This window comes from Anaerovirgula multivorans (assembly GCF_900188145.1).
GTDB classification, from domain to species: domain Bacteria; phylum Bacillota; class Clostridia; order Peptostreptococcales; family Natronincolaceae; genus Anaerovirgula; species Anaerovirgula multivorans.
This window is the reverse complement of record NZ_FZOJ01000002.1, coordinates 107,659-121,215: the sequence shown is the minus strand read 5'-3', so window position 1 is coordinate 121,215 and position 13,557 is coordinate 107,659. Positions and strand designations below refer to the sequence as shown.

General features: G+C 33.5%; 11 protein-coding genes. All 11 read left to right on the top strand.

The features are described from left to right. Positions 1-8: 8 nt before the first annotated feature. The gene (locus CHB72_RS02715) at positions 9-656 is read left to right on the top strand and encodes a bifunctional 2-keto-4-hydroxyglutarate aldolase/2-keto-3-deoxy-6-phosphogluconate aldolase (protein ID WP_089281340.1); all 648 of its coding nucleotides are present in this window, start codon (positions 9-11) and stop codon (positions 654-656) included. A 12-nt stretch (positions 657-668) separates the two neighbouring features. Then, positions 669-1,691, top strand: coding sequence for a sugar kinase (locus CHB72_RS02710; RefSeq protein ID WP_089281339.1), 1,023 nt, complete (start codon positions 669-671; stop codon positions 1,689-1,691). 1 nt (position 1,692) lies between these two features. Further along, positions 1,693-2,640: a sugar kinase gene (locus CHB72_RS02705; protein ID WP_089281338.1), complete on the top strand. Its 948-nt coding sequence runs from the start codon at positions 1,693-1,695 to the stop codon at positions 2,638-2,640. Positions 2,641-2,790: 150 nt separating this feature from the next. Further along, positions 2,791-3,174 (top strand): VOC family protein, encoded by a 384-nt coding sequence (locus CHB72_RS02700; RefSeq protein WP_176431158.1) that lies wholly within the window; start codon positions 2,791-2,793, stop codon positions 3,172-3,174. 118 nt (positions 3,175-3,292) lie between these two features. After that, positions 3,293-4,291 carry a LacI family DNA-binding transcriptional regulator gene (locus CHB72_RS02695; protein ID WP_089281336.1) on the top strand — a complete coding sequence of 333 codons (999 nt, stop codon included), beginning with the start codon at positions 3,293-3,295 and terminating at the stop codon, positions 4,289-4,291. Positions 4,292-4,359: 68 nt separating this feature from the next. Then, the gene (locus CHB72_RS02690) at positions 4,360-5,811 is read left to right on the top strand and encodes a tagaturonate reductase (RefSeq protein WP_089281335.1); all 1,452 of its coding nucleotides are present in this window, start codon (positions 4,360-4,362) and stop codon (positions 5,809-5,811) included. 1 nt (position 5,812) lies between these two features. Further along, entirely contained in the window at positions 5,813-7,300 is a 1,488-nt protein-coding gene (locus tag CHB72_RS02685; RefSeq protein ID WP_089281334.1) for a UxaA family hydrolase, read from the top strand. 208 nt (positions 7,301-7,508) lie between these two features. Further along, positions 7,509-8,921, top strand: a complete 1,413-nt coding sequence (uxaC, locus tag CHB72_RS02680) for a glucuronate isomerase (RefSeq protein ID WP_089281333.1) — start codon at positions 7,509-7,511, stop codon at positions 8,919-8,921. Between the two features lie 259 nt (positions 8,922-9,180). After that, positions 9,181-10,689 carry a sensor histidine kinase gene (locus tag CHB72_RS02675; RefSeq protein WP_089281332.1) on the top strand — a complete coding sequence of 503 codons (1,509 nt, stop codon included), beginning with the start codon at positions 9,181-9,183 and terminating at the stop codon, positions 10,687-10,689. After that, on the top strand, positions 10,667-12,226 hold the full coding sequence (locus tag CHB72_RS02670) for a response regulator (RefSeq protein WP_176431157.1): 1,560 nt from the start codon (positions 10,667-10,669) through the stop codon (positions 12,224-12,226). Before CHB72_RS02675 ends, CHB72_RS02670 begins: the two co-directional genes overlap by 23 nt. A gap of 274 nt (positions 12,227-12,500) precedes the next feature. Further along, positions 12,501-13,544, top strand: coding sequence for a TRAP transporter substrate-binding protein (dctP, locus tag CHB72_RS02665; protein WP_242975011.1), 1,044 nt, complete (start codon positions 12,501-12,503; stop codon positions 13,542-13,544). Positions 13,545-13,557 lie beyond the last annotated feature (13 nt).

Genomic DNA, 13,557 nt, shown 5'->3' with positions numbered 1-13,557 from the left:
AAAAAAAGATGATTCCCAAAATAGAAACTTTACAAAAAATCGCAGAAGTTGGAATAGTTTCAGTGGTTAGGGCAGAAAATGCTGAAATAGCTGAAAAAATTGCTAAAGCTTGTATAGATGGTGGTATTCCAGCTATCGAGGTAACATTTACTGTTCCAGGAGCGGAAAAAGTAATTACTGCTTTAAAAGAAAAATTTACAAAAGATCAATTAATCGTAGGAGCTGGAACTGTTCTAGATAGTGAAACTGCTAGAATTGCTATTCTTGCAGGAGCTGAGTATGTGGTTAGTCCATCCTTTGATTTAGAGACAGCAAAGCTATGTAATCGCTACCAAATACCATATATGCCAGGCTGCATGACAATTACCGAAATGGTTAAGGCTATGGAGGCAGGAGCAGATATAATTAAGGTGTTCCCAGGGAGTGCTTTTGGAGCAAGCTTCATTAAAGCTATTAAGGGACCACTACCACAGGCAGCATTAATGCCTACTGGGGGCGTAAGCTTAGATAATGTAGGTGAATGGATAAAAAATGGTTGTGTTGCAGTTGGTGTAGGCGGTGAATTAACAGGCGGAGCGAAAATTGGAGATTTTCAATCAATTACAGATATTGCTAAACAATTTGTAGAAAAGATAAAAGAAGCTAGAAAAAAATAGGAGGTTATAGAAATGAAAAAAGTAGTTACACTTGGAGAAATTATGCTGAGATTATCTACTCCAGGCTATGAGAGATTTGTTCAGGCGGACAGCTTTGACGTAAACTATGGTGGCGGAGAAGCTAATGTATGTGTATCATTAGCGAATTATGGGTTAGATGCTAGATTTGTAACAAAGGTACCTAAACATGAGATCGGACAAAGTGCGGTGAATGCTTTAAGAAGATATGGTGTAGACACCAGCTATATCGCTAGAGGTGGCGACAGATTAGGTATATACTTTCTAGAGAGTGGTGCTTCTCAAAGAGCTTCCAAGGTTATTTATGATAGAGCCCATGCTGCTATTGCTGAAGCAGATCCATCAGATTTTAATTGGAAAGAAATATTTGAAGGTGTAGATTGGTTCCATTTCACTGGAATTACACCTGCACTAGGGGACAAGGCAGCAGTTATTACGTTAGAAGCTTGTAAAGCTGCTAAGGAAATGGGTGTAACCGTTTCTGTTGACTTAAACTTTAGAAAAAAACTTTGGACTCCAGAAAAAGCTAATGAAGTGATGTCTGGATTGATGCAATATGTAGATGTATGTATCGGAAATGAAGAGGATGCTGAAAAAGTATTTGGCATCAAAGCTGCCCATACTGATATTACTAAAGGTGAAATTGACCATGCAGCCTATGAGACAGTGGCAAAGCAGTTGGTTGAAAGATTTGGGTTTAAGTATGTAGCCTCTACTTTAAGAGAAAGCTACTCAGCTTCTGATAATGGATGGTCAGCTTTATTATATGATGGTGAAAAGTCCTACTTATCTAAAAAATACGATGTAAGAATTGTAGACAGAGTTGGAGGAGGAGACTCCTTTGCAAGTGGATTAATTTATGGATTAATTACAGAGATGCCATTACAAGGTGCATTAGAGTATGCTGTTGCTGCATCTGCGTTAAAACATACAATCCCAGGAGATTTCAACTTGATTTCTAAGGACGAAGTAGAAACATTAACGAAGGGTGACGGTTCTGGAAGGGTTCAAAGATAATATGGAATGTGTAACCTTTGGAGAGTCCATGGTTTTATTCAATCCAGATTCTACGGGTCCTTTAAGATATGTCCATAACTTTAACAAATCAATAGCAGGAGCCGAATCTAATGTAGCTATTGCTTTAGCTAGACTAGGTCATGAGGTAGGCTGGTTTTCTAAGTTAGGTGATGACGAGTTTGGAAGGTATATTAAGGCCGTCATTCGAGGAGAAGGAGTAGATGTTTCTAGGGCTTCAATTGATTCAGAGAGAAGCACTGGCCTTCTTTTTAAAGAAAGATTTGCCCATGTTAATCCTAATGTCTATTACTATAGGAAAAATTCAGCTGCCAGCAATATCACAACCGAAGATTTAGATTTGGATTATATTAGATCTGCAAAAATTTTGCATGTTACAGGAATTACTCTAGCCTTATCTCATACTGCAAGAGAAACGGTATATAAAGCTATTGAAGTTGCGAAATCAAACAACGTATTGATATCTTTTGATCCAAATATTCGTTTGAAATTGTGGAATATTGAAGAAGCTAAGTCAATCATAATGGATATAATAAAAATGACAGATATTGCTTTTCCTGGAAAGGAAGAAGGAAAACTCCTTCTAGGTACCGATGAACCTAAAGAAATTGGCAGATTCTTTCTAAATATGGGCTGTAAGATCGTGGCTACAAAACTGGGAAAAGAAGGTTGCTATATAGCAAGTAGAGAAAACGAAGAGTTGGTTGCAGGGTATATTGTAGAAAAGCCAGAGGATACTGTGGGAGCGGGAGATGGTTTTGCTGCCGGCTTCTTATCGGGAATCCTAAGGAATTTAAATCTAAGAGAATGCGGACAATTGGCCAATGCTGTAGGTGCAATGGCTACCCTGGTAAGAGGGGATATGGAAGGTTTTCCTACCCTTCAACAGGTTAAAAAGTATATGGGTATCGAAACACATATTGATAGATAGTGAGTATTATTTCAAATAGATAAGTCTATATTTACCCTCCCCCCTTAAATATAGAGAAATATAACAGCTTATTTACATATTCGGTAAATAAGCTGTTTTAGTATATTTGTCAATTTACTAAAAAATATTATAAAAAGGAGTATGATCTTTATGATAACACTAGAGCATGTCGGTATTGCTGCAAAAAATACTGAGGCATTAAAGGATTGGTACATAAAACTTTTTGGTTTTAAAATTGTTTATGATAATAGGAAGGAACGTCCTACCTATTTCTTATTAATGGAGGATAACAGTATGTTGGAAATATATCCTGCAGACAATGAAACAGAGATATTAGGTAACAAATACCAAGGGATTAGACATTTATCCTTTGGAACTGATAATATAGAAAGAGAATTTGAAAATTTGATGAAGCATGATGCTGAGATGATAGATGGTTTAAAAGAAAACGATAAAGGGATAAAAACCATATTTTTTAAAGACATTGAAGGAAATATCATTCATTTTATTCAAAGACCTGCAAGTTTATATTAGAATAAATTATTTTTGTAAAGACTACTAATTCCAGTAGTTTTTACAAAAATAAAATAATGTACACAACCATTGTTAACGTGTGCATTGTGTGATATCATAAGTATGAGGTGGTAAAACAATGAGCGTGACAATAAAAGATATAGCAAAGCTGGCAAATGTATCACATACAACAGTATCAAGGGCATTAAATGATAGTCCTTTAATTACTCTGGAAACAAAAGAAAAGATTAAAAAGATAGCTAGGGAATTGAATTATTCTCCTAATTATAGTGCCCGGAGCTTAGTGCTGGATAAGTCCTATCATATTGGTTTGTTTTTTTCCAACATCGATCATGGTACCTCCTCCCATTTCTTTTATGAAGTAGTTAGAGGTGTTAATCATGTAATTAAGGATCAATATAATTTAGTAGTAAAAGCAATAGACGATTATCAAGATTTTAATAGAATTAACAAGAAAAATTTTGATGGTATTCTTATTATGAGTCAAAGTACAAAGGATAACCCTTTTATTTATCATACTTTAGATAAAAAAATTCCCTTAGTTGTATTAAATAGAGAGATGCAGGAGAAAGGGCTGTTCAATATCCTATCTGATGATAAAAGAGGCTCCTATAAGGCAACAGAGTATCTAATTAAAAAAGGGCATAAAAGAATTGGGATCATTGAAGGTAGAAAGGGGTTTAAGTCTAGTCAAGAAAGAAAAGAAGGATTTTTGCAAGCATTAATAGACTATGACATACCTTTTAAAAAAGAATATATGATAGAAGGTGACTATGATTTAGAGAGTGGGTATACTGCTATGCAGCAGCTCTTAACAAATCAAGAATTACCTACCGCTATTTTTTCTTCAAACGATGATATGGCAGTAGGGGCAATGAAAGCAATTCAAGAGAAAAATCTTAAAATACCAGATGATATCTCAATGATTGGATTTGATGATAATATTTTTTCATCGTTTTTAACACCCGCATTAACGACTGTAAAAAGGCCTATAGAAAAAATTAGTAATGAAGGTGCTAAAGGACTTATACAATTAATGAATGGGGAGAAACCATTAAATAATCGGGTATACATTAACACTGAGCTGATCATAAGAAATTCTGTTAAAAGCCTATAGAATATTATTTAATCATAAAAGCATGAGAATTATGCACACGTTAACAATAATTCAAAGGAGGAAGAATAATGAATTTAAGTAAAGAGGTTTATAAGGAATTTAAAAAGTATCCAGAGAAGATATTACAGTTTGGGGAAGGAAACTTTTTAAGGGCCTTCGTTGATTGGAAGGTAGACAAAATGAATAAAGAGGCAGATTTTAACAGTGGGGTAGTCGTAGTGCAGCCTTTGGAAAATGGGTTGATAGATATGTTGAACAAACAAGATGGTCTTTATACATTATATCTAAACGGAATAAAAGATGGAAAAGTAGCAAGTGAGCACTCTGTAATTAATTGTATTACAAGAGGAATCAATACTTACACTAAGTATGATGAATATTTAAGTGTAGCTGAAAATCCAGAATTAAGATTTGTAATCTCTAATACGACAGAAGCAGGAATTGCCTTTGATGAAAAGGATCAACTGGAGGATAGACCACAAAAGAGTTTTCCCGGTAAACTAACTGCTTTGTTATATCATCGATATAAGACTTTTAATGGAGATAAAGAAAAAGGATTCATCTTCATTCCTTGTGAATTAATTGAGAAAAATGGTGATAAGCTTAAAGAAACAATTCTTAAATTTATTGAGCTTTGGAAGCTAGAAGAAGGTTTTAAGCAATGGATAGAAGAAGGGAATACCTTCTGTAACAGTCTAGTAGATAGAATTGTACCTGGTTATCCTAGAGAAAGAATACAAGAAATCAATAGTGAATTAGGCTATGAAGATAATCTAGTAGTAGAGGCAGAACCATTCCATCTTTGGGTAATTGAAGGTCCTGTTTGGGTAAAGGATGAGTTCCCAACAGATAAAGTTGGATTAAATGTGCTCTTTGTTGATGATATGACACCCTATAGAACAAGAAAAGTAAGAATATTAAACGGAGCACATACAAGCATGGTACCTGTAGCTTATCTTTATGGAATTGATACGGTTAGAGAAGCAGTAGAAGATGATATTATTGGAAAATTTACAAAGGATACAATCTTTGAGGAGATTATACCAACCTTAGATTTACCTCAAGAAGAACTGGAAGCATTTGCTAATGCAGTACTAGATCGTTTTAGAAATCCTTTTATTAAACATGAATTAATGAGTATATCCTTAAATTCTATGTCAAAATTTGAAACAAGGGTACTTCCTTCTATTTTAGAATATCAAAATAGAAAAGAGCAGCTACCACAAAAGTTAACCTTTTCACTAGCAGCATTGATTGCCTTCTATAAGGGAGAAAGAAATGGTGAAAAAATTGCTTTAGCAGATGATGCAGAGATTTTAGTGCAGTATGAAAGTTTATGGGCTAATTATGATGGTTCACAGGGACAATTAAAAACCATAGCAGAAACGATTTTAGCTAATGAAAAAGTTTGGAAAATGGATTTAAATCAGGTAGTAGGGTTAACGGATGCAGTAACAGCACACTTAGTTAAAATTCAAGAGCTAGGTATGAAAAAGGCTGTTTTAGGAGTGATGAATTAGTATGAAAAGATTTATTAAAATCAATAGTAGTGATAATGTAATTGTAGCTTTAACAGATCTAAAGAAGGATGAAATCATTGCTTTTGAAAATAAAGAAATCCAGTTAAAAGAAGATATAAAAAGAGGACATAAATTTGCTATACAGGATATAAAAGAAGGAGAAAATGTTATAAAGTATGGTGCACCTATAGGCCATGCAACAAAAACAATAGAAACTGGCAAATGGATTCACTCCCATAATACAAAGACCAACTTATCTGGTGTTAGTGAATATCAATTTAACCAGGCATTAAATGAAATTATCGAAGACAATAGAAATTTAACCTTCGATGGATATCGCAGAAAAAATGGAGATGTAGGTATACGAAATGAATTGTGGATTGTACCTACTGTTGGTTGCGTCAATGGTATCGCTGAAATGATTATTAAGAAATTTAAAGAAGAAGTAAATACTAAAGGAATCGATGCCATTGAAGTATTTAAACATAATTATGGCTGCTCACAGTTAGGAGATGATCATGAAAATACTAGAACCATATTAGGAGATGTTGCAAAACACCCTAATGGAGGCGGTGTGCTGGTATTAGGATTGGGCTGTGAGAACAATTATATTGCTGATTTTAAAAAGAGCCTAGGAGAATATGCTGAAGATAGAGTGAAATTCCTGATCACTCAGGAAGTGTCTGATGAGATTCAAGAAGGTGTAAAGCTGTTGAAGGAGCTTTATGAGAAAATGAAGGAAGACAAAAGAGAGGCTGTATCTATATCTGAACTGAAGATAGGTTTGAAATGTGGTGGTTCTGATGGATTATCAGGGATTACTGCTAACCCTTTGGTAGGTGTTTTCTCAGATTTCCTAATTTCTCAAGGCGGAACAACTATCTTAACAGAGGTACCAGAGATGTTTGGTGCAGAAACTATCTTAATGAATCGTGCAGAAAGCGAAGATGTTTTTAATAAAACAGTTAGCCTCGTCAATGACTTTAAACAGTATTTTATAGAGCATAACCAACCAATTTATGAAAATCCTTCACCAGGCAATAAAGAAGGAGGAATTACTACCCTTGAGGAAAAATCTTTAGGGTGCACACAAAAAGGTGGAAAAGCAACCGTTGTAGATGTCCTTAAATATGGAGAACTTCTAAAGAAAAAGGGACTGAACCTATTAAACGCTCCTGGAAATGATTTAGTGGCAGCGACAGCTTTAGCAGCATCTGGATGTCAAATGGTATTATTTACAACCGGTAGGGGGACACCTTTTGGAAGCTTTGTACCAACCATGAAGATATCTACAAATACTGCGATCTATAAGTTGAAGCCCCATTGGATTGATTTTAATGCAGGAACATTAGTAGAGGATGAAACAATGGAGGAAGTAGTAGAAAAGTTTATTGAATACATGCTTGAAGTAGCTAGTGGTAAATTAGTGAATAATGAGAAAAATAATTTTAGGGAAATTTCAATATTTAAAACTGGTGTGACTTTATAGAAATGTATTGTATGCTCAAATTTTAATATACACGGTCTACGGTTTCGTCCTTGGTTGAAAGACGCAACCAAGGACTGCAAATGTAGCCCTTAGTATATTAAAATTCAGGGGTGTATATCCATATAGATATACATTTTTACAATTAAAATGTATATAGGAGCTACGGTTTTGTCAGTATTGAAAAAATAAACCAATAGGTGATGAAAAAATGAAAAAGTTTATGGATGAGAATTTTTTGTTAAATAACAAAGTAGCGGTAGAATTGTACCACAATTATGCTAAGAACATGCCGATCTATGATTATCACTGCCATCTAAATCCTGAGGAAATTAGAAACAATAAGCGTTATAGAAATATTACCGAAGTCTGGTTAGGTGGAGATCATTATAAGTGGAGAGCAATGAGAAGTAATGGGATTGAAGAAAAATATATAACTGGGGATGCCAGCGATTATGAAAAATTTACGGCTTGGGCTAAAACGCTTTCTCAATGTGTTGGAAATCCGTTATATCATTGGACCCATTTAGAGCTTCAAAGATATTTTGGTATCTATGATACTTTAAATGAGGTCACCGCTGAAGATATATGGAATAGATGTAATGAACTACTAAATCAAGAGGACTTTACTGCAAAGGAATTAATAAAAAGATCCAATGTGAAGGTTGTATGCACAACTGATGATCCTCTTGATAATTTAGAACATCATATTCAGCTAAAAGAAGATAAGGGCTTTGATGTAAAAGTGCTTCCCACCTTCAGACCTGATAAAGCAATCAATGTCGAAAGGGAAGAATTTTTAAAATGGTTTGAAGGTCTAGTTTCTATAACAAATATGGACATAGTCGATTATAATACCTATCTAAGAGCTTTAGATAGTAGAATTGACTATTTCCACAATGTTGGATGTAGGTTATCGGATCATGCATTGGATAAGGTATTCTATGCTGAGGCAAAGCTAGAGGAAGTCGAAGCTGTATTTAAAAAGTTATTAGCAAAAGAGTCTTTGGCATCAGAGGAATTATATAAATTTAAAACCTATACTTTGAAACATTTAGCTAAAAAATATAGTAAATATGGATGGGTGATGCAGCTTCATATTGGAGCATTAAGAAACAATAGCACTAAAATGTATAAAATCTTAGGACCAGATACGGGCTTTGATTCTATCAATGACGAAACAGTTGCTATTCCTTTGTCTAGGTTTTTAGACGGTCTAGATAAAGAAGACAATTTGCCTAAAACAATACTATACTGTTTAAACCCTAATGACAATTATATCTTAGGAACTATGATTGGCAATTTCCAAGGAGGAGGAATTCCTGGAAAAATTCAGTTTGGCTCTGGTTGGTGGTTTAATGATCAAAAAGAAGGTATGATTAGTCAAATGAATGCTTTAGCAAACCTTGGATTGCTAGCCAGATTTGTAGGCATGCTTACGGATTCAAGAAGTTTCTTATCTTATCCAAGGCATGAGTATTTTAGAAGAATACTATGTAATCTAATAGGACAATGGGTAGAAGCTGGTGAATTTCCTTATGACTTAGATTTTCTAGGTTCAATTATAGAAAATATTTGTTATCGTAATGCAGTGAACTACTTTGATATTCAACTAGAAAACTAATAAATAGAATATAAATCTTAAAATCTTGTCCTTAGGGGCAGGATTTTTTGTTCTATAGGAATTGAAAAACTATTCCAACACCCACTCTCCGTCATCTTAAACAAGGTGGAGATTCTCCTGTAAAGCTCTACATTTGTCTAAATAAGGAAACTACAGAGATGAATGACGAGGAGGCGAAAATGTAGTATAATTAACATGTATCAGTATATATACTTGATATATACTTGAATATATACTAAATAGAATGTGAGGATAGACCATGAGGTTATTTGGCATTAAGGATAAAAAGTCAATTAAGACAAGGATTATCAGCATATTTTTATTAATTAACTTAATCATGATGATATCCTTTATGATATCTTTTTCTATGAAAAATACCATAACTAAAGAATATGATAGGTCTATGAAAACCAATATAGAATTAAGTCAATTAGCCATAGAGATAAACAAAAGCATGAATTCCTTCGATCAATATATAAGAAACAGAGAAATAGAGCACATTAATAATTATAGAGATTCTGAAAAATATATTGAAGCGATATTAAAAACTATAAAAGATGAAGTGAGAAAAGATAAAGATAGTGGTGTTTTTTTGAGGAACTTGGAAAATATGTTTGAGTATCAGCAACAATTAACCGGGGAGATTCTAGTTGAAGGTGGTTTGAATATTTACAGCTATCGTAAGCTCAACGAACTTAGAACCTTGTCAGGGTATATGAACAATCATGCTCAGATGTTGATTACCTCTTATCTAGACTATAGTAAAGAAGATTATTCCACTATTCTACAAAGATATAAAGAAATAGAAAGAAGTATTGCTGTTACCATTTTATTTTTTAGCTTTGTTAGTTTTGGCTTTGCTGTCTTACTCTCAAATGATATCATGGAAAGAATCACTAAACTTGCAGCATCTGCTGAACAACTGGCAAAGGGAAATTGGCAAGTAGAGGATGTAAAGGAAAACAAATACAAAGAATTTAACATGATGGCCCACGCCTTTAATCACATGAAGGATAATATAAGATATTTTATAGAAGAGCTTAGCTTTAAAAGTGAGGTAGAAATCAATCTAAATAAAGAAAAATTGATTAATTTGGAAAAGGATAAGCTTCTTAGAGAATCGCAGCTAATGGCATTGCAAACTCAGATGGATCCTCATTTTCTATTTAACACATTGAATATAATTTCTAGAACTGCTATGTTTGAAGAGGCCAATAATACAGTGAAATTAATACAGGCTACAGCAAAAATATTAAGGTATAATTTAAGCTATAAAAAGAAACTAGTAAAATTAGAAGAAGAAATTAGTACTTTAAAAGCGTATGCTTTTATACAAGAAACTAGATTTCAAGATCAAATAACCTTTGAATTCAATATAGGGGAAAATATAGATGATATTGCTATACCTCCTATGACACTACAGCCTATTGTAGAGAATGCAATTATTCATGGATTGCAGGATCAAGAAGAAGGAAAAATAGAGATATTTATTACGAGAAGAGAAGGGCATGTCAAAATAAAGATTAAGGATAATGGAAAAGGTATTTCTCAGGAGAAACTACAACGAATTTTTGAGGAAAACAGTAATGAAAAGAAAAAAGGACATACTACGGGATTAGGGCTAGGCAATGTAAAAAAGCGATTAGAGCTGCATTTTGGCGTTGAAAACTTAATTTTCGTTGATAGTAAAGTTGGACAAGGAACAATCATAGATATTTTTATTCCTTTAAAGGATGGTGAGTCCTATGCTACAGTTGATGATTATTGAAGATGAGATGATTGAGAGAAAAGCTTTAAAATTCCTTATAAATAAATATTATAAGGATAAGATTCAAGTCTGTGGAGAGGCCTCCAATGGGAACCAAGCAATAGAAAAGGCTTTAAACTTACGGCCAGATATTGTTATGGCTGATATAAGAATCCCTGGGATTACTGGCTTGGAAGCTTCTCATTTAATCAAAACACGATTACCTAATACAGAAATCCTTATTCTAACAGCCTACGATGATTTTGAATATGCAAAAAAAGCTATTCATATAGGAATTAACGATTATTTGCTTAAACCTGTGTCGGATGAAGAGTTTTGCGGCGCGATGGATAAGATTATAGAAAAAGTTAATGTCAAAAAGGAAAATGTAGAAAAAGAAAGAAGCCTGAGAAAACAAATTAATCAATTAATGCCATTGCTAGAAAAGGAAATGATATTAAAACTGATTCTAGGGGAAGATTTATCAGCAAATCAATTAGAAGAGTATAAAAACATTTTCAATGTTAAAAGTAATCATTTTATTTGTATTATTTTTCGTGGCAGTGAAGAAGACGAAGACTATGAGGAAATATTAAAGGTAATAAAAAATAAATTAAAATTTGTAAGCAGGGAAACTTTAGGAAGTTTGTATTTAAAAAACATGGTATTTTTACTCTTTCATAATCATCTTCAAGAACTGATTAATAACAAAAATCTTATAGCCTCTATTAAGGAGATTCGATACCAGGTAGAAGAAAAATTCCAGTTTCAGCTATACTTTGGTATTGGCAGCAGTCATGAAGATACCTCTAAGCTGTACAACTCCTATAGGGAAGCAAAGTCCACGATGGAAAAACAAATGGAGGAAGTGGATCATGATAAGAATGAACTTGTTGATAAAGATCTTCTCAATATTGTATATGAAAAGGAAATGATTATTTTTGAAAAACTTTTAAATGAAGATCTGATAGGTGCCGTTAATGAATTTGAAAATATATTAGATTATGTAACAACCAATACCACAAACAATAAAAATTTATCTATTGAAAAATATATACAACAATTTTGTTTAATTATTAATCGAAACATCATCCATTTTTTTGGAAAAGCATTAGTTTCTTTAGAAATACAGAAAATGGAGAGAGAAATACAGGAACTAAAGGAAACAACAGAAATTAAGGAATATATAAAGAATTTGTTAAAAGAAGTAGTTTTTGCTATTTCACAATACAAAACAGATAGCAACACAAGAGCAATAGAATCAGTAAAAAAATATGTCCGAGAAAACTATATGAAAGATATTTCTTTGAATGATGTTGCCGACTATATTGAGTTAAGCTCATACTATTTAAGTAGACTTTTTAAAAAGATTGAAGGAGAGAACTTTAAAGATTATTTGATAAAAACAAGGATGGAGAAAGCAAAACAGTTATTACGGGAAGAAAGAAAATCCATCAAAGAGACAGCATTGGAGGTTGGGTATGAGGACCCTAACTATTTTAGTAGAGCATTTAAAAAATATGTAGGAATACCAGCAACTGAGTATGCAAAATTGTGATTTCAAAAGCTCTCATATTCTTCGTTGCTCCAAAACCCAGCACCCTTACGTATTCCTTTATACACTGCGGTTGCTGGGTTTTCTCGTGCCTCGAATCTAGAGGCTTTTGAACAGTCTGGATTTTGTTGGCTTTTTAAAAAATTCACGGGAAAATGATGTCTAGGACAATAAATGTAAGGTAAAGACAATTTAGTCCATAGAAAAACGTTTTCCGAAATAGTACACTTTAGATGAGAAAAATATAATTATAAAAGTATTAAGGGGGAAGAAAAGAATGAAAATGAAAAAATCAATGATACTTCTTATGTGTACAGTGTTAGTAATAGGTTTGTTAGCAGGATGTTCATCTAACAGTCCAGCACCTGCTGAGACACCAGAGACCAATGCTGGAAGCGACGATGGAAGTAATGGAGAAACAATCGTACTAAGATTAGCTGATACCCACAATGATGGTTACGTAACAGTAGAAGCTGATAGAGAATTTGCTAGATTAGTAGAAGAAAAGACAGAAGGTAGAGTTAAAGTTGAAGTATATCCTGGAGCAGTATTAGGAGACGAAAAAGCTACAATCGAGCAGGCACAGTTTGGAGCTATTGATTTTGTTCGTACAAGTATTTCACCACTAAGTGAGTTTAATAAAGAATTAGGTATATTGATGTTACCATACCTATACAGAGATGTAGATCATATGTTTAACGTGTTAGATGGAGAAATTGGAGATGATTTTCTTGAATCATTAGAAGAAAATAATCTTCTGGGTTTAACTTGGTTTGATGGCGGAGCTAGAAATTTCTATAACACCAAGAAAGAAGTCAAGTCTGTAGAGGATCTAAAAGGTATGAAGATCAGAGTACAAGAAAGTAAGCTAATGATGGATTTAGTAACATCATTAGGAGCAGTACCTACTCCAATGGCTTTTGGAGATGTGTATAGTGCATTACAAACTGGTGTAATCGATGGGGCAGAAAACAACTGGCCAAGTTATTTCTCAACAAGTCATTACGAAGTTGCTAAGTACTATACAGTTGATGAGCATACAAGAGCACCTGAAGTGATTTTAGTAAGCAAAATGACCTTTGATAAATTATCTGCTGAAGATCAAGAAGCTATCAAAGAAGCTGCTAAAGAAGCATCTTTATTCCAAAGAGTAGAGTGGGCTAAGGAAGAAGCAGCAGCGGAAGAAGCAGTTGTTGCTAAAGGAGCTGTTATTACAAGATTAGAAAGCAATCAAGAGTTCCAAGATGCAGTACAATCTATGTATGCGGAATTTGGTGCAGGATATGAAGATTTAATCGAAAGAATTATTAACACAAAATAAGTAAGACTTAATA

Bases quoted from the DNA above. Each gene is read 5' to 3' on its own strand.
- CHB72_RS02700 (WP_176431158.1), top strand. From the start codon at position 2,791: ATGATAACACTAGAGCATGTCGGTATTGCTGCAAAAAATACTGAGGCA.
- uxaC (WP_089281333.1), top strand. From the start codon at position 7,509: ATGAAAAAGTTTATGGATGAGAATTTTTTGTTAAATAACAAAGTAGCG.
- CHB72_RS02715 (WP_089281340.1), top strand. From the start codon at position 9: ATGATTCCCAAAATAGAAACTTTACAAAAAATCGCAGAAGTTGGAATA.
- CHB72_RS02675 (WP_089281332.1), top strand. From the start codon at position 9,181: ATGAGGTTATTTGGCATTAAGGATAAAAAGTCAATTAAGACAAGGATT.
- CHB72_RS02690 (WP_089281335.1), top strand. From the start codon at position 4,360: ATGAATTTAAGTAAAGAGGTTTATAAGGAATTTAAAAAGTATCCAGAG.
- CHB72_RS02710 (WP_089281339.1), top strand. From the start codon at position 669: ATGAAAAAAGTAGTTACACTTGGAGAAATTATGCTGAGATTATCTACT.
- CHB72_RS02705 (WP_089281338.1), top strand. From the start codon at position 1,693: ATGGAATGTGTAACCTTTGGAGAGTCCATGGTTTTATTCAATCCAGAT.
- CHB72_RS02670 (WP_176431157.1), top strand. From the start codon at position 10,667: ATGCTACAGTTGATGATTATTGAAGATGAGATGATTGAGAGAAAAGCT.
- dctP (WP_242975011.1), top strand. From the start codon at position 12,501: ATGAAAATGAAAAAATCAATGATACTTCTTATGTGTACAGTGTTAGTA.
- CHB72_RS02695 (WP_089281336.1), top strand. From the start codon at position 3,293: ATGAGCGTGACAATAAAAGATATAGCAAAGCTGGCAAATGTATCACAT.
- CHB72_RS02685 (WP_089281334.1), top strand. From the start codon at position 5,813: ATGAAAAGATTTATTAAAATCAATAGTAGTGATAATGTAATTGTAGCT.